This is a genomic window from Rhizorhabdus phycosphaerae, from assembly GCF_011044255.1.
GTDB lineage: Bacteria > Pseudomonadota > Alphaproteobacteria > Sphingomonadales > Sphingomonadaceae > Rhizorhabdus > Rhizorhabdus phycosphaerae.
Window position 1 is genome coordinate 2996146 of sequence record NZ_CP049107.1, and the last position, 15003, is coordinate 3011148.

At 66.8% G+C, this 15003-nt stretch carries 15 protein-coding genes and 1 tRNA gene; 7 read left to right on the forward strand and 9 right to left on the reverse strand.

Annotated elements, in window-relative coordinates; translation table 11 throughout:
- Window positions 1-26: 26 nt before the first annotated feature.
- The 3 genes from G6P88_RS13890 to G6P88_RS13900 all read right to left on the reverse strand — a co-directional run bounded on the left by G6P88_RS13890 (window position 27) and on the right by G6P88_RS13900 (window position 2407).
- The gene (locus G6P88_RS13890; RefSeq protein ID WP_165323697.1) at window positions 27-545 is read right to left on the reverse strand and encodes a demethoxyubiquinone hydroxylase family protein; all 519 of its coding nucleotides are present in this window, start codon (window positions 543-545) and stop codon (window positions 27-29) included.
- Window positions 542-1015 (reverse strand): disulfide bond formation protein B, encoded by a 474-nt coding sequence (locus tag G6P88_RS13895; protein WP_165323698.1) that lies wholly within the window; start codon window positions 1013-1015, stop codon window positions 542-544. Before G6P88_RS13895 ends, G6P88_RS13890 begins: the two co-directional genes overlap by 4 nt.
- 84 nt (window positions 1016-1099) lie before the next feature.
- Window positions 1100-2407, reverse strand: a complete 1308-nt coding sequence (locus G6P88_RS13900; protein WP_226946841.1) for a S41 family peptidase — start codon at window positions 2405-2407, stop codon at window positions 1100-1102.
- A gap of 393 nt (window positions 2408-2800) precedes the next feature.
- On the opposite strand from G6P88_RS13900, the gene G6P88_RS13905 reads away from it, so the two are divergent.
- A complete protein-coding gene (locus tag G6P88_RS13905; protein ID WP_165323700.1) occupies window positions 2801-3733 on the forward strand; it encodes a 5'-methylthioadenosine/S-adenosylhomocysteine nucleosidase in 933 nt (310 codons plus the stop codon).
- A gap of 54 nt (window positions 3734-3787) precedes the next feature.
- Here the strand turns inward: G6P88_RS13905 and G6P88_RS13910 are convergent, their stop codons facing one another.
- The 3 genes from G6P88_RS13910 to G6P88_RS13920 form a co-directional block, all read right to left on the reverse strand.
- A complete protein-coding gene (locus G6P88_RS13910) occupies window positions 3788-6031 on the reverse strand; it encodes a TonB-dependent receptor (protein WP_165323701.1) in 2244 nt (747 codons plus the stop codon).
- Between the two features lie 134 nt (window positions 6032-6165).
- Entirely contained in the window at window positions 6166-6993 is an 828-nt protein-coding gene (locus tag G6P88_RS13915; protein WP_165323702.1) for a hypothetical protein, read from the reverse strand.
- Between the two features lie 39 nt (window positions 6994-7032).
- Window positions 7033-7986 carry a LysR family transcriptional regulator gene (locus G6P88_RS13920; RefSeq protein ID WP_165323703.1) on the reverse strand — a complete coding sequence of 318 codons (954 nt, stop codon included), beginning with the start codon at window positions 7984-7986 and terminating at the stop codon, window positions 7033-7035.
- Window positions 7987-8111: 125 nt separating this feature from the next.
- Between G6P88_RS13920 and G6P88_RS13925 the strand changes: the two genes are divergently transcribed.
- The 4 genes from G6P88_RS13925 to G6P88_RS13940 are packed head-to-tail and all read left to right on the forward strand — an operon-like array spanning window position 8112 to window position 10765.
- A complete protein-coding gene (locus G6P88_RS13925; protein WP_165323704.1) occupies window positions 8112-9296 on the forward strand; it encodes a class I SAM-dependent methyltransferase in 1185 nt (394 codons plus the stop codon).
- Window positions 9296-9610, forward strand: coding sequence for a hypothetical protein (locus tag G6P88_RS13930; protein WP_165323705.1), 315 nt, complete (start codon window positions 9296-9298; stop codon window positions 9608-9610). The genes G6P88_RS13925 and G6P88_RS13930 overlap by 1 nt, the downstream gene beginning before the upstream one ends.
- A gap of 19 nt (window positions 9611-9629) precedes the next feature.
- Window positions 9630-9932, forward strand: coding sequence for an REDY-like protein HapK (locus G6P88_RS13935; protein WP_165323706.1), 303 nt, complete (start codon window positions 9630-9632; stop codon window positions 9930-9932).
- Entirely contained in the window at window positions 9929-10765 is an 837-nt protein-coding gene (locus G6P88_RS13940) for an SDR family NAD(P)-dependent oxidoreductase (RefSeq protein ID WP_165323707.1), read from the forward strand. Before G6P88_RS13935 ends, G6P88_RS13940 begins: the two co-directional genes overlap by 4 nt.
- On the opposite strand, the gene G6P88_RS13945 is transcribed toward G6P88_RS13940, so the two are convergent.
- On the reverse strand, window positions 10734-12101 hold the full coding sequence (locus G6P88_RS13945) for an MmgE/PrpD family protein (RefSeq protein ID WP_165323708.1): 1368 nt from the start codon (window positions 12099-12101) through the stop codon (window positions 10734-10736). The genes G6P88_RS13940 and G6P88_RS13945 overlap by 32 nt on opposite strands.
- A gap of 83 nt (window positions 12102-12184) precedes the next feature.
- On the opposite strand from G6P88_RS13945, the gene G6P88_RS13950 reads away from it, so the two are divergent.
- Together G6P88_RS13950 and G6P88_RS13955 are read left to right on the forward strand one after the other, a co-directional pair.
- On the forward strand, window positions 12185-13561 hold the full coding sequence (locus tag G6P88_RS13950) for an FAD-dependent oxidoreductase (RefSeq protein WP_165323709.1): 1377 nt from the start codon (window positions 12185-12187) through the stop codon (window positions 13559-13561).
- 50 nt (window positions 13562-13611) lie between these two features.
- Window positions 13612-13688: transfer RNA gene (locus G6P88_RS13955), tRNA-Pro, on the forward strand.
- Between the two features lie 2 nt (window positions 13689-13690).
- Here the strand turns inward: G6P88_RS13955 and G6P88_RS13960 are convergent.
- Both G6P88_RS13960 and G6P88_RS13965 read right to left on the reverse strand, forming a co-directional pair.
- On the reverse strand, window positions 13691-14380 hold the full coding sequence (locus tag G6P88_RS13960; protein WP_165323710.1) for a superoxide dismutase: 690 nt from the start codon (window positions 14378-14380) through the stop codon (window positions 13691-13693).
- Between the two features lie 148 nt (window positions 14381-14528).
- The gene (locus G6P88_RS13965; RefSeq protein ID WP_165323711.1) at window positions 14529-14960 is read right to left on the reverse strand and encodes a hypothetical protein; all 432 of its coding nucleotides are present in this window, start codon (window positions 14958-14960) and stop codon (window positions 14529-14531) included.
- Window positions 14961-15003: the final 43 nt, after the last annotated feature.

Consider the following 15003-nt stretch of genomic DNA (forward strand, 5'->3'; position numbering starts at 1 on the left):
GCGGGTCCTGTTCTGTGGTCAAGTCTTTATATGTGCCGGGAAAGTCCGATGGCAATGCGACAGCCGAGCCGAATTGCGCCCGACAGCAGCGGATAGGCCGGAGCCTGTTCCGCGCCGGCCGCGAGGGCCGTATCGCGATGCTCGACCTCTTCTGCGCGAAAGTCGCGAATGGTCTCGGCGAGTTCGGGATCCTCGTCGCCCAACTGATCGAGCTGTTCGCCATAATGGCGATCGATCTCGGTTTCGATCGCGGCGGTACACGCCATCGCGGCCTTGGGGCCGATCAGTGCGGTTGCCGCGCCAAGCGCAAAACCGGCGATGTCCCATAGCGGCCGCAACGCAGTGGGACGGACCCCGCGTTCGGAAATCATTCTGTCGAAGATGACGCGATGGCGGGCTTCCTGGTGCGCCATGCGGGCGATGGCGCGCGCCTCTGGGCTGCGCTGGCCCATCACAGCCAGCTGGCCGGCATAGATGCGGGTGGCGCCGAACTCACCGGCCTGGTCGACGCGGAGCATTGCCGCACGGCGGCTGTCGCTGGTCATGGCTTGCGCTTCCACATCAGGAGGATTCCGATCGCGCCCAAAGTCGATATCAGCGCATTGTATCCGGCGAGCGAAATGCCGAACAGCGTCCATTGGGGCACGTCGCACTGAATCATCGGTGTGGCCATGATCTGCGCCATCAGGTCGTCGGGCGAGCCGCCGGCGATGGGGGCGGAGCAGCGGGTGATCCCTTCCCACCATTTATACTCGACGCCGGCGTGGAAGACCCCGATCAGGCCGCTGGCCAGAATCCCCAGGATCGCCAGCCACAAGGCGGCGCGACCGGCCGGCTTGTCGCCCAGCGGAAAGGCGAAAAGCGCGGCGGCAATGGCGATCTCGTGCGGCCAGCGCTGCCAGTGGCACATCTCGCACGGGAAAAGGCCGCCGATATATTGCGATCCCAGTGCGCCGGTCATCAGCGCGGAGGGCAGGAGGAGCGCGGCAAGCCGCGCCTGAGCGAAGCGTGTCATGAGGGCGGCCTTAGCACATATACCCGGCCGGACCAGCCCGGCCGAAGAGGCCGGGCGACGAGGAAGGCCCCGTCATGGCCCGGTTCAGCGAGCGCCGGTCTTCTTTGCGGCGCCCAGCGCGGTACGCAGCGGCGGCTGCGACATGCGGGCGATCGTCTTGACCGCATAATCGAGCTGGAAGTCTTCGACACCCTGCTTCTTCAGCTCGGCCGCAGTCAGCTGGAAGCGGGGGTCGGGCTTGCCGTCGTCCTCCAGCACCTTGTCGTCGACCTTGGCCTCGTTGATGAGGTGGCGACGCAGGTCGGACTCGCGAAGCCTCGGGCGATCCTTATAGTCTGCATCGCTGAGCTGCGGCACGCGGAGGTCGGGCTTGATGCCGCCCTCCTGCACCGAGCGGCCCGAAGGCGTGTAGTAGCGTGCGGTGGTGAGCTTGAGAGCGGTCTCGTCGGACAGGTCGATCACGGTCTGCACCGAGCCCTTGCCGAAGGTCTTCTCGCCCATCACCAGCGCCCGCTTCTGGTCCTGCAGCGCGCCGGCGACGATCTCCGCCGCCGAGGCCGAGCCGGCGTCGACCAGCACGATAATCGGCAGGCCATGGGCGAGGTCGGGGGGAGAGGCGGTGGCATAACGACGCTCGATGTCGTTCTTCTCCCGCCCGCGCTGCGACACGATCTCGCCCCGGTCGAGGAAGATGTCGGCGACGTCGATCGCCTGGTCGAGCAGGCCGCCCGGATTGGAGCGCAGGTCGATCACATAGCCCAGCGGGTCATGGCCCAGCGATTTCTGGATGCCGGCGATCGCCGCCCGCACCGAATCGCCGGTGTTGGCATTGACGAAGGTGTTGATGTTGATGACGCCGACCTGGTCCTTCACCTCCCATTTCACGGGCTTCATCTGGATGAGCTCGCGGGTGAGGCTGATATCGAAAGGCTTTTCGCGGCCGGGACGGACGATCGTCAGCAGGATCTTCGAGCCCGGCTTGCCGCGCATCTGATCGACCGCTTCGTCCAGCGTTCCGCCGTAAAGCAGCTTGCTGTCGATATGGGTGATGTAGTCGCCGGTCTTCAGGCCCGCGCGGCCGGCCGGCGTGTCTTCCTGCGCCGTCATGATCTTGACCGCGCCGTCCTCCATCGTGACCGAGAGGCCAAGGCCGCCGTAGGCGCCCTGCGTCTGCGTCCGCATATTCTGCCGGTCGCGCGCATCGAGATAGGAGCTGTGGGGATCGAGGCTTGCGAGCATGCCGTCGATCGCACCCTTGATCAGGGTGCGGTCATCGACCTTCTCGACATAGTCCGAGCGGACCCGCTCGAACACGCTCATGAACTGGTCGAGCTCCTTGTAGGTGCTTACGTCCACCGCCCCGATGGCAGGGGCAATGGTGGCAACGATCATGCCGGCGCCGAACAATCCAACCGAACGCAACAGGGTCTTCGTCATCTTTCAGCCCGCTCCCGGGAAACGTCGCACCGTACAGGCAATTTGCCTGTAGTTAAATGGCCAGCCCGCGAAGGTGGGGCCGTCGACATGGCCATGGCATGAACATGGTTGGCAAATGCTTATCGGTCAATGACCGGAGGGCTTCCCCTTCGTGCTTTGCTCCACCCCTCGACGATCTGCCGAATGGTGGAGGGGTAGGCGGGTCTCCGCGCCGGCGCCCATGGCCTGGGGCCGCGAATTCCCCTGTGCTGGCTATGCCGGTCACATCTCTACTCTGACGAGGAATGGCGGCGGTTGCACGGGAGGCGGGGCTTGCGGCCTGACCCCCGGACATGGTCTGGTGCCGGCATGCGCCTTATTCTTCCGCTGCTCGCCGCCCTCGCTTTTGCCCCGACCGCCGCTTTGGCTGCACCGCCGCCCGTGGCGAAAGCGGCAAGCGCCCGTCCGCCGGTGACCGCGATCATCTCCGCCTTCGCGCCCGAAATGGAACTGCTCGAGGGTCAGCTGTCCGACCGCCGCGAAAGCCGGATCGGCGGCGTTCGCTTCGTCGAGGGCCGGCTGGACGGACGCCCCGTGCTGTTGTTCCTGTCGGGTATGAGCATGGTCAACGCAGCGATGACGACGCAGCTCGCGCTCGATCATTTTCCGGTCCGGCGGATCGTCTTTTCGGGGATAGCGGGCGGGCTCGATCCCGCGCTCGACGTCGGCGACGTGGTCGTCCCCGACGCCTGGGCCAATTATCTGGAATCGGTGTTCGCACGCGCCGATGAACGGGGTGGCTATGCCCTGCCGACGGACATGGAGGGCCGGGTCCCCCTCGAAAATTGGCAGATGATTTTCCCGCGCGCCGCTCTGGTTCAGACGGCGGAGGGAGGCGCCATAGAGCCGAAGCTCTGGTTCGAGGTCGACCCGGCTCTTCTCGCCGCCGCCCGCAAGGCTGCCGGCAAGGTCCGTCTGGAGCGCTGCGTCGAGGCTCTATGTCTTACGGTCCAGCCCCGCATCCTCGTCGGCGGCAAGGGGGTCTCCGCGTCCGTGTTCATGGATAATGCCGAGTTTCGCGCCTATCTGCACCGCGTGTTCGGCGCGCAGGCGACCGACATGGAGAGCGCGGCGGTGGCACATGTCGCGCATGTGCACGGGATTGCCTTCATCGCCTTCCGCTCGCTGTCGGATCTGGCGGGGGCGGACCCGGAACATAATCAGGCGGGGACCTTCTTCCGGCTAGCCTCGGCCAATGCCGCGACCGTGGTCCGCGCCTTCATGTCCGAGCTCAAGGACTGAATCGAAACGGGCGACGTATCCCTCGATCCGCCGCCCGCTTCCTGGTGAGACCTTTTAGAACTTATAGCCGACCGTCAGCTGCCAGGTCCGCGGCATGTTGTAGAAGGCGAAGCCCGGCGGGAAGTTGCTGGCTACGAACAGGTTGTTGAAGCAGTTGGCGCATTCGATCGAGGCCTTCCAGGGGCCGTCCTGCGGCTTGAAGGTCAGGCTCGCGCCGACCAGCCATTCGCCATCGACATAGTCGAGCGGTACCCCGGCGGTGCCGACCGTGTTGCGCGACTGATAGGAGGCGTTGGCCGCCGGCGTCAGGAAGAAGTCGCCGATCGGCAGGTCATAGGCGCCACCGAAGGCGGTGGTGAACTTCGGCGTGCGCTGCGGCTGCGCCAGATTGCCGTTGGGGTCGACGATGCCCTGTCCGCAGCTGGCGGCGACGCCGGCGCGGCACGAAGCCTGCTGGGCGGTGATCGTGGGGTCGGGGTTCAGATATTTGGCGCGCTGCAGGCCGATATTGGCGAACAGCGACAGGCCCCTGACCGGTGCCCACACCAGTTCGGACTCGAGCCCGTAATTGCGGAAGTCCGACCCGTTCTGCGTGACGAAGTTGATCGCGCCGGTGCTGTCGACGAAGCCGAGCGGAACCTGGAAGCCCTTCACGTCGGTGTAGAAGACGGTGGTGTTGAAACGCAGCGTGCGGTCGAACAGCTCGGTGCGGAAACCGCCTTCATAGGACCAGACCTTCTCCGGCCCGAACTCCAGGAAATTCTCGGCCGAGAGCGAGCGGGCGTTCCAGCCGCCCGACCGGAAGCCGCGCGTCGCCGAGGCGAACAGCATCACGTCCTGCATCGGCCGGTATTCGACGGCGAAGCGCGGCGTGAACTCCTTCGTCCGGTTGCGCAGCGGGACCCCGGCAGCGGCGATATCGGCCGAACCATAGGGCACGCCCGCAAGCGCCGGATTGGCATTGGCGGTCACGCCCACCGTCTTCTTCTCGGTCGTGTAGCGCCCGCCGACGGTCAGGGTGAGGCTGTCGACCGGCTTCCAGTCGAACTGGAGATAGGCCGCCGGCGCCGAGGTCTTGTTCTTCAGCACGCGGTCGGCCAGCACCAGCGGCAGGCCGACGGTGCCGAGATCGAGCGTGAAGACGTCGGCGAAGTCGGTGCGGTTGTCCTCGTGAATGTAGAAGAGGCCGGCGGTGTACTGCAGACCTTCGGCGATCTTGCCGTTGATCTTCACTTCCTGCGAGAATTGCTTGAAGCGGCCGGCATTGGCGAGAGCGAAGCCGCCCGTCGAATATTTGCCGTCGAAGACGTCGGACAGATAATCCTGCTTCAGGTCGCGATAGCCGGTGATCAGCGCCAGCGTCGCGTCGCCCAGGTCGATCTGGACGTTCGACGCGAAGGACAGGCTCTTCGTCACATTCTTGAGGTGGAAGTTCGCCTTGCGGCCGGCGACGAGGCCGGCCAGCCCGGCGGTCTTGGTGCTGAGGCCGGTGTTGTTGAACAGGTCGCCGCCGACCTTGACCGACGGCAGGTTGAGTGTGTTGTCGCGCACATAGTCGGCCGACAGATCCCAGGTCACCGCATCGGTCGGCAGCAGGCGCACCGCGCCGCGCAGGCCGAAGCTCTTGGTGCCGTTGTTCTTCTCGCCCGTGGTCAGGTTCTTGACATAGCCGTCGGCCTCGGTCGCGAAGCCTGACAGCTTGGTTAGCACCTTTTCGCTGATCGGTGCGTCGACCGAACCGCGTATGATCCACTTGTCATAGGCGCCATAGCCCGCCTCGACATAGCCGCCGAAGCTGTCCGCCGGCTTCTTGAGGACGACGTTGATCGCGCCACCCGTGGTGTTGCGGCCGAACAGCGTGCCCTGCGGCCCACGCAGCACTTCGATCCGATCGACGTCGAAAAAGGCGAAGTTGTTGGCGTTCTGTCGGCTGACATAGATGTCGTCGACATAGGTGCCTACCGGCGGATCGAAGGTTGCGATGGACTCGGTATTGCCGAGGCCGCGAATGAAATAGCTGTTGGCCGAGCCGATACCCACATTGGTCGCGCCGACCATGTTGGGGACCATGCGGGGGATGTCGATCGTGGTGCGGATCTGCTTTGCCGCCAGTTCCTGGCCCGAGAAGGCCGAAACCGCGATCGGCACGTCCTGCAGGCTCTGCTGACGACGCTGGGCCGTGACGACGATCTCACCGAGCGTGCTGCCGTCGGCCGTATCATCGGCGGCGCCTGCCTGCTGGGCTATCGAGGGCGAGGCCGTCAGGGCCAGCGAGGCGACCGCGACGGATGCATGCAACCACATTCCCAAACGACGCATGAGCGTTTCCCATTGGATGGCGGCTCGTGCCGCTTTTGTGATTACAAGCTGTCAAAGTCTTTTACGGCAGTCCTACACTTTTTTGTTGTTTTGATTCTGATCAAGGGCGGCGTTCAGGGCCGCAACTCGATCCATTCGCCCGCACCACCGACAAATCGCTCCGCTCCGGCGGCGGCGGTGCCGTGAAAATGTGCGATCGCGATCCCGCTCGGCAGCCCGATCGAGGAAGCGGGGCGATCGATCGCGGTGGACGGAAAGGCATCGATCTCGATCAGGCTCGCCTCGTCGAACGCGACCGTTGCCAGCCGGTGCCGGTGCAGCGAATCGATCCCGTGGGCTTCGGACAGGACGTCGATCCGCGCCTCGAAAATCGGGCTGAGCGCCCGTCCCCGCTCGACATAGGGACGCGCCGCAGCCTCGATGTCGCGCGATCCCATCACCATGATGAAGGGCTGGCCAACGAAACTCTTCGCTTCGGGAAGGTCGAACCCCGGCACCGGTTCCGCCACCTCGGTCAGATAGAGGACCTCACCGCCCGGCCCCGCGACCTGCATCGCCTTGATCTTGTCGGTGAAGTCGAAATCCAGGACCGCTGGCGCGCCGATGATGGCGAAAGGCGAGCCCGGACGAGACAGCCTTGTCGCAAGCGCTTCCACGTCCTGCACGATGATCTCGACCGCATTCCAGCCCAAGGCTGCCATCGGCCGAAAGGCCGGGTCGGGACGTCCTTCGACAAGGCGCAGGAAACGCGCCTCGCCACTTTCGGGGTTGAGCGTGGACATCCGCGCGCCGGCGGCCGTCGGGGCTTTCCACGCATCCGCCTCGGCGGCATCGAAGGATCCGACCGGCGACGGCTGGTAGCCCAGCCAGTCGCGATAGGCGGCGATGGCGGCGTCGAGATCGGGCACGACGATGGTGGCACCGGCAAGCGACTTGATCATGGCAGAACCTCTTGGAGCGGCCGCTCTCGGCCGGGACGATCAGGGAAAGGCGGGGGTGCCGAGTTCGGCGGGGCTGCCATAGGCCCGCTCCGCCTCGAACGTGATTTCTTCTGTCAGCCGCGCGGCCGCGGGGCTCAGCTTCACGTCGCGGCGCGTGATCAGGCAGGCGTGGCGCAAGATCGTGGTCTCGGTCAAATCGAGCGTCACGAGCGCGCCGAACTCGATCAGCGTCCCCACCATGTCGGGCGAGACGGTGATGATATAGTCGTCGTCGATGCAGAGCCACGAGCCGATGGTGACGGCATCGCTGCGGATGATGCGCTTGGGCGGCGGCAATTTGGCGCGCATGTGCGCGACCTGGATGGCTTCGTAGATGTCGCCGCGAAAGGCCGGCATCATCCAGGTGAAATCCTGAAGATCGCGCAGCGCCAGTTCGCGGGCGCCGGCCAGCGGGTGATTCTTTCGGACCGCAAGCACGTCGCGGATCTCGAAGAGATGGCGAAAGTCGAGCAGATCGGCATGGGCCGGGTCATGGCTGGGGCCGCCACAGACGAAATCGACCTCGCCCAGCATGAGCTTCTCGATCATCATCTCGGTGTAGCCTTCAACAAGGCGGATTTGTACGTCCGGCTGCTGGCGATGATAGCGCCGAATCGCTGTCGCCACGTGGCGCCCGGTCATCGTCTCGCCGATGCCGATCGTCACCGATCCCCCGCGCGCGTCGCGCAGAAGCTCGATCTCGCTCGCCATGCGTTCGGCCAGCGCCAGCTGCGTGCGGGCCCTGGCCAGCAATAGCCGCCCGAAGACGGTGAGGCTCGGCCGTCCGCCGCGCTTGCGATCGAGGAAGCGAACCCCCGCCGATTCCTCCATGCGCGCGATCGAACTGCTCAGCGCCTGCTGCGTGACATTCAGCTTCTGCGCGGCATCGATGAACGTGCCTTCCTCGACCAGCGTGACGAAACGCCGCAACTGGATGAGCTCGATGTCATGCATCAGATATCCAACATATTTGTTATTTCGGGCAACTAGCCATTGTTAGTCTGTTTTTGATGTTTCCGGTCGGTCCGTCAAGCCTTCGACGCCGCCGCCCGCCTTCGAACCTTTGAGGGGAGAAATCGATGGTATTGCAACTCAAGCATGCGCTGCGCCCACAGCAGGCCGCCGAGGACGTGGCACGGGGCCGCTTCGTGTCGGGCCTGCGGTCCTTCATCCTGAACGACCTCGCCCAGGACATGCGCCAGGCCTATGACCAGCGTGTCGCTCCCGCTTTTGAGAAGGCGCATGGGCGTCCGCCCGAGAGCAGTGCGGAGGTCCACAAGGCGATGCGCGCCGACCCCGCCTTCAAGGTCTACAGCGCCTGCCGCGTTCGGGCCCAGTCGATGGTGTGGGATGCGGTGGCGCCGGTGGTCCAGCGCGAGCGCGCCAAGCTGGAGGCTGCCGCGAACGACAGCGGCGCCGCCGCTGCGGTCAAACTGGCGCCCGACATGGAACTGCCCCGCAACGTGACCGGCCTCGACGTCCATCTGATGCCGGGCGGCTATGCCGGTGACGCCGACTTTCCGATGGCGGCCGGCGCCGTCTACGATCAGGGCCTGGCTATCTTCTCCATGGGACTGATGGGCCAGAATCTCGACGATATCGGCCTGTCGATGTCGACCTATGTCCGCAACGCCTTTCCCGATTTCAAGCCGGCCCGCATTCTCGACGTCGGCTGCACCATCGGCCACAACAGCCTGCCCTGGAAACAGGCCTATCCCGACGCCGAGGTCCACGCCGTCGACGTCGCCGCGCCGGGTCTCCTCTATGGCGCCACGCGGGCGAAGCTGCAGGGCCTCGACGTCGCCTTCCACCAGATGAACGCCGAGGCGCTCGACTTCCCTGACGAGAGCTTCGACCTCGTCTTCTCGTCGATGTTCCTCCACGAATTGTCGGCCAAGACGCGGCGCGCCTTCTTCCGCGAGGCACGCCGCCTGCTGCGTCCGGGCGGGCTGCTGCTCAACATGGAATTGCCGCCGAACAGCCAGATGGGTGCCTTCGAGGGATTCTATCTCGACTGGGACTGCTATTATAATGAGGAGCCCTTCTACAAAGGCTTCCGCGACGAGGACCCGCGCGCGCTGTGCCGCGACGGCGGCTTCGCCGACGAGGATTATGTCCAGTTCGTCACCCCCAGCCTGGGCATCTACGGCGCTGATGCGATCGCTACGGCGGCGGCCACCGATCCGCTGGCGGTGAACAGCGAGACCACCGGCCGTCTGGCCGAGGGCGTCAACTGGTTCGGATTTGGAGCATGGAAGCGATAATGAGCGACGCCCTGCGCCCCGAAGACGCCCCCCCGTCGATCTACGGACCCGACGGCCGCCCGCAGTTCTTTGCCGATCCGGCGATGGACCGGTTCGTCCCCGTCGTCCTGAACCTTGCCTCCGAATTGTGGGTACAGGCGGAGACGATCGCCAATCTCCGTGCGTTGCTCGAGGAGAAGGGCATCGCGTCCGCCGAGCGGCTCGACGCGATCGCCGAGGCGAGCGCGTCCGATCCCGATCGCGAGGCGGCGCTGCGCGCTTTCATCGACCGCATCTTCACCCCCTTGCGCGAAGCCCCCGGCGTCGCGGCCTGATTTTCGGAAAGGAAGATCCATGCGCCTGATCGTGCTCGTCACGCTGAAGGATGGCGTCAGCCATGAGGAGTATCAGGCCTGGGCGAAGAGCACCGACCTGCCGACTGTCCGCGCCCTGCCGTCGATCGCCGGCTTCGATCTGTTCCGCGCCACAGGGGTGCTGGGCGGCGGCAAGGCGCCCTATGACTATGTCGAGATCATCGACATAGGCGATATGGACGCCTTCGGCAGCGACGTCGTCCGCCCGGAGATGCAGGCGATCGCCGCCCAGTTCGCGGCCTTCGCGGATACCGTCTTCATCACCACCGAGCCGGTCGCATGAGCAGGCCGCTGCAGGGGCGCACCGCCGTCGTCACCGGGGCGGGCCGCCTCGGCGGTCTCGGCGCGGCGATCGCCCGTCGGCTGGCCGCCGACGGCGCCGCGGTGGTCATCTCCGACCTTGGCCGTCCCGTCGACGCTGCGACACCCGGCGCGATGATCGGCGCGAGCGACGAAATGGAGGCGGTGGCCGAAGCGATTCGCGCCGACGGCGGCTCGGTGTCGACCTGCGTGTGCGACGTCCGGAGCTGGGACGACGTCTCCGCGCTGGCCGACCATGCCGTATCGACCCACGGGTCGCTCGACATCTGGGTCAATAATGCCGGCATTGGCTATATCATGAACCCGCTGCTCGACGTCTCGCCCGACGACTGGCAGGCGGTGATCGGGGTCAACCTGACCGGCAGCTTCTACGGCATCAAGGCGGCGGCGCAGAAGATGATCGAGGCCGGCCGCGGCGGACGAATCATCAACATCGCCAGCCAGGCGGCCAAGTCGGGCTTTCCCTTCGCGCAGGCCTATTGCTCGTCCAAACATGGGCTTGTCGGGCTCGTCCGCTCGGCCGCGATCGAACTGGGCAAGCACGGCATCACGGTCAACAATGTCTGCCCCAACCATGTGACGACCGGCCTCGGCGCCTGGCAGAACAGCTATTTCGCCGAGAAGTCAGGCCTGTCGGTCGAGGACTATCTGGCGCAGATGGCGGCCCGCATTCCGATGGGGCGCCCCGGCCTGCCCGAGGACACGGCCAATGCGGTCGCCTTCCTCGCCTCGGACCAGGCGCATTACATCACGGCTGAAAGCCTCAATGTCTCGGGCGGCGAAGAACCGCATTGATCGCCGCCCCGGCATCGGCCTCCCCGGCCAGCCGGTCGAACAGCGCCGCGAGATCGTCGTGAATCTGCTCCATCCCGGCAAAGGCGAGGCAGCCGCGCGCCTTGTCGAGATGCTGCTCCCGGCTCAGCGGCCAGCCGGGCGAGCCGAACTGCCGATCGACGCCAACCGTCAGAACGCGGCCGTCGCGGAGATATGCGGTCGCCGTGGCGGGGGCGAAGGCGGCGGGATCGGGATTGTCGTCGGTCTCGACCGAGATACGCCCCGCCAGCGACAGCAGCGCCGGATCGCCGAGACGTTCGGCGCCGAAATCCTCGAGCGCCACCGTACCGCGCTCGATCACGACCGCCCCGAGCCAGGCGAAGCAGAGCCGCGCATAGGCCGGGCTCATATCCTCGACCGGCGGCCGGCCGACCAGCCGGCCGATCAGCGGCGGTGCGCGATAGACGAGGCGGTCGAGCTGGTCGGCGGTCAGCCCCTGCTCGCGCATCAGCATCTGCGTGGCGACGATTGCGCCATGGGCGGCGCGACCGGTCGGGAAGGGCTTCCAGCTGACCTCGGTTATGCGATGCCCCTCGCTCAGCGCGCGGTGCAGGCGCGAGACGTCATGGCCCGCCTCGAACAGCGTCAGATAGCCGAACGGTCCCTCGATCGAATCGAGCGGTCCGGGCAAACCAGCCGAGGCCAGGTCGATCGCCATGATCGCGGAACGGGCAGCCTGGGCGATCTGCAGCGGCAGCGTCGGCTTGCCCTCGACATGCGCCTGCATCGTGCCGGCAGCGAAGGCGAGCGCATAGCCGATTGCGTTGCGCGCGGTCGCCTCATCTTCGCCACGCAGGCTGGCGAGTGCTGCGACCGAACCGAAGATGCCGGCGGTCGCGGGCCGGAAGAAGCGCAGCGGGGTCGTGGCGGCAAGGCCGAGGCCGGCGGCCACGTCGACCCCTGCGACCAGTGCGGTCAGCAGTTGCTCGCCGCTGCGCGCAGGTCCGCGGTCGAGTTCGGCCAGCAGAGCCGCGACCATGGTCGCCAGCGGATGGACCACAGCAGGCTCGTGGACGCAGTCATATTCCTGGCAATGGATCTGGAAGGCGTTCACGAAGGCCGCGTCCGCGGGGGGAAGCGCGTCGTCGCGCCCCAATATGCCGCACCGCCCCTGCGCGCCGCCATTGCCGGCCTTGACCGCAAGCAGCACGTTGTCGGCGAAGGGGGCCCGCACACCCGCCAGCCCGACACACAGCGTATCGTGCAGAAAAGTTGCCGCTGCGGCGCGCGCGGCGCTATCGATCCCCGACCAGCGGAGGTTCGTGGCGTGGCGGGCGATAAGCGACGATGCATCCATGAAAAGCCTCCTGGGTCGAACCGGAACTACCCGTTTCACCCCCACCGCGCCCAACAGATAAAAATTGCAAAGGACCTGCCCGCATGACGTTGCTCGCCGCCGCCCAGGCCGATTTCCCGCTCCACATGCCCGTGATCGTCGCGGGCGGCGGCGCCTGCGGGCTGGTCGCAGCACTCGCCGCGCATGATGCGGGGGCCGAGGTGGTGGTGATCGAGCGCGACCCGGTCCCGCGCGGCAGCACCAGCATGTCGCTCGGCGCCGTCTGCGCGTCGGGAACCGCAGACCAGCGGCGGCTGGGGGTCGACGATGATGCCGAGCGCTTCGCCGCCGACGTGATGGAAAAGACGCGCGGCACCGCCGATCTCGCGCTCGCCCGCACTGTGGGGCAGCTCTCGGGCGAGGCGGTCGACTGGCTGCGTGAGGCGCACGGCGTCGAACTGTCGCTCGATCCCAACTGGCCCCCCGCCTTCGGGCACAGCCGGATGCGGATGCACGTCTCTCCGGGTCGCAGCGGCACCGACCTGATGGACCGGCTGCTCGCGGCCTGCGACCGCGCCGGCATCCCGATCGTCACCAGCGCGACGCTCGAATCGCTGTTCGTCGAGGGCAAGCGCGTGACCGGCGTGCGCTATGCGCGGCCCGATGGCAGCCGCGAGGATATCGGCTGCGGCGCCCTGATCCTCGCCACCTGCGGTTTCGGCGGCAACCATGCGATGATCGCAAAGCACATCCCGGCGATGCGCGAGGCCCGCTATTTCGGCTGGGAAGGCAATCAGGGCGACGGCATCCTGCTGGGCGAAGCGATGGGCGCGGCGCTGGCCGACATGGATGCCTATCAGGGGCTGGGACTGCTCGCCGAACCCGCCGGAATCGACCTCAACCCCCGCTTCCTGATCGAAGGCGGGGTACAGGTGAACCGGCTCGGCCAGCGTTTCTCGAACGAGCTCGACGACGTATCGGGCCAGGGCGCGCGCGTGATCGCCCAGCCGGGCAGTATGGCGTGGGTAATCTATGACGAGCGCATCCACCGCTCCTGCTTCGACCTGCCCCAATATGTCGCGCTGCGCGAGGTGGGCGGGGTGCAGAGCGCCGACACGCTCGACGCGCTCGCGTCCCGCGCTGGCATCGATCCGGCCGGGCTGGCCGAAACGCTTGCCGCGATCCCGCACGGCGAGGCCGATGCCTGGGGCCGCCGCTTCGACACGCCGCCGCTCGCGCCGCCCTTCCACGCGGTCCGCGTCTCGGGCGCGCTGTTCCACACCCAGGGCGGCCTCGCCATCGACACCGGCGGCCGGGTGCTGGACGAGGAAGGAAACCCCTTCCCCAACCTCCTCGCCGGCGGCGGCGCGGCGCGGGGCATCAGCGGCCGGGGGCCTTCGGGGTATCTGCCCGGCGCCGGCCTGAGCAGCGCGATCGCCCTCGGCCTCGCCTGCGGCCGCACCGCCGCGACGCTCGCCTAATCCGATCGCCGCTTGCGACCGGCGGGCCTTCCGACTAAGGCGGGCCCCGTCGGGGAGTAGCGCAGCCTGGTAGCGCATCTGCTTTGGGAGCAGAGGGTCGCAGGTTCGAATCCTGTCTCCCCGACCATTTCAGTCTCTCACCCCCCCTACCGCCTGTGCGAACAGGCGGTCGGCGTTGGTCCAGTCGGTCGCGGCCATGAAGGCGTCGACATAGGCGGCGGCTTTCGCACCATAGTCGATCGCATAGGCATGTTCGTACATGTCCAGCGCCAGCAGCGGGGTGCCGCCCGCCAGCGTCATGCTGTGATCGGCCGCCCATTGGTTGACGAGGCGGCTGTCGCGGCTGCTCCAGGTCAGTAGCACCCAGCCCGATCCGCCGCTCAGCGCCTTTCCCATCGCGGCGAACTCGGCCGACCAGCGGGCGTGGCTGCCGAAGTCGCGCTCGATCGCGGCGGACAGCGCGACGCCGGGGCGGTTGCCTCGACCGAGCCCGGCGAAATAAAGTTCGTGCAGGATCATCGAGTTCCACGCGATCAGTTCCTCGCGCTTCAACCCGTTCAGCAGGAAGCCCGGCGCGGTCGCCATGTCGAGCGCGGCAAGATCCTGGCGGATCGCGCCGAGCCGCTTCACGGCGCCGACATAATTATTGTCGTGATGGCTGGTCAGCAGCTTGGCGGACAGGCCCGCGATGCCCGCCGGGCCGAAAGGCAGGGGCTGCGGGACGAAAGCGGGAGCCGGGGCCTCGGCGGCCAACGGCATCGTTGCGGCGGCACCGGCCATCAGCCCGGCGGCCATCAGGGTCCTGCGATCGATCGACATGGCATGTCTCCTCCAAGGGGAACGGGTGGAGGATAGCCGGAAAAGCGCGACGCACCAGCCGCACGATCGGTCGGCGAACATGGCGACGCCGGACGCCTCGCCGCCGCCGGAGGAACACTCCGGCGGCGGGTGGGAGAGGCTGTCGGCCTCAGTTGGTCAGCGCAGTCATCCGGTCGATCTCTGCCAGCAGGACCGGACGATCGGCTTCCATCGCGGCAGCAAGGTGCTGCTCATGCCGCTCGGCCAGCGCCGCGACCTCCCTGGCGATGGCGCGCTTGCCGGTCTGGCACGAGCCCGCACGGCTGCCCGAGGCCACCGGCTCGGTCGAGAAGCTGCGCGATGCCATCAGGCCGGACCCGTGCTGAGCCTGCCGGTCGACCGACAGGCTGGCGGTCCAGGCGCAGCGCAGCGTCGATGGCCGCCCGCCCGGGCCGGCCATGCCGACCTCCTTGTGGCGAACCTGGATCTGCCCGCGATAGTCGGCGGTGACGGGGCCAGCGGCGTGTTCGACAGTCTGGGTTGCGGCCTGGGCCGGGTTGGCGGTGGCGACGGCGAGCGAAAGGGCGAAAAGGGAAAACATGGGTCTGTTCCTCGATGCGTGTGAAGATCCGGTCCCGCCCCGC

Bases quoted from the DNA above. Each gene is read 5' to 3' on its own strand.
- G6P88_RS13890 (WP_165323697.1), bottom strand. From the start codon at position 545: ATGACCAGCGACAGCCGCCGTGCGGCAATGCTCCGCGTCGACCAGGCC.
- G6P88_RS13895 (WP_165323698.1), bottom strand. From the start codon at position 1,015: ATGACACGCTTCGCTCAGGCGCGGCTTGCCGCGCTCCTCCTGCCCTCC.
- G6P88_RS13900 (WP_226946841.1), bottom strand. From the start codon at position 2,407: ATGATCGTTGCCACCATTGCCCCTGCCATCGGGGCGGTGGACGTAAGC.
- G6P88_RS13905 (WP_165323700.1), top strand. From the start codon at position 2,801: ATGCGCCTTATTCTTCCGCTGCTCGCCGCCCTCGCTTTTGCCCCGACC.
- G6P88_RS13915 (WP_165323702.1), bottom strand. From the start codon at position 6,993: ATGATCAAGTCGCTTGCCGGTGCCACCATCGTCGTGCCCGATCTCGAC.
- G6P88_RS13920 (WP_165323703.1), bottom strand. From the start codon at position 7,986: ATGCATGACATCGAGCTCATCCAGTTGCGGCGTTTCGTCACGCTGGTC.
- G6P88_RS13925 (WP_165323704.1), top strand. From the start codon at position 8,112: ATGGTATTGCAACTCAAGCATGCGCTGCGCCCACAGCAGGCCGCCGAG.
- G6P88_RS13930 (WP_165323705.1), top strand. From the start codon at position 9,296: ATGAGCGACGCCCTGCGCCCCGAAGACGCCCCCCCGTCGATCTACGGA.
- G6P88_RS13935 (WP_165323706.1), top strand. From the start codon at position 9,630: ATGCGCCTGATCGTGCTCGTCACGCTGAAGGATGGCGTCAGCCATGAG.
- G6P88_RS13940 (WP_165323707.1), top strand. From the start codon at position 9,929: ATGAGCAGGCCGCTGCAGGGGCGCACCGCCGTCGTCACCGGGGCGGGC.
- G6P88_RS13945 (WP_165323708.1), bottom strand. From the start codon at position 12,101: ATGGATGCATCGTCGCTTATCGCCCGCCACGCCACGAACCTCCGCTGG.
- G6P88_RS13950 (WP_165323709.1), top strand. From the start codon at position 12,185: ATGACGTTGCTCGCCGCCGCCCAGGCCGATTTCCCGCTCCACATGCCC.
- G6P88_RS13960 (WP_165323710.1), bottom strand. From the start codon at position 14,380: ATGTCGATCGATCGCAGGACCCTGATGGCCGCCGGGCTGATGGCCGGT.
- G6P88_RS13965 (WP_165323711.1), bottom strand. From the start codon at position 14,960: ATGTTTTCCCTTTTCGCCCTTTCGCTCGCCGTCGCCACCGCCAACCCG.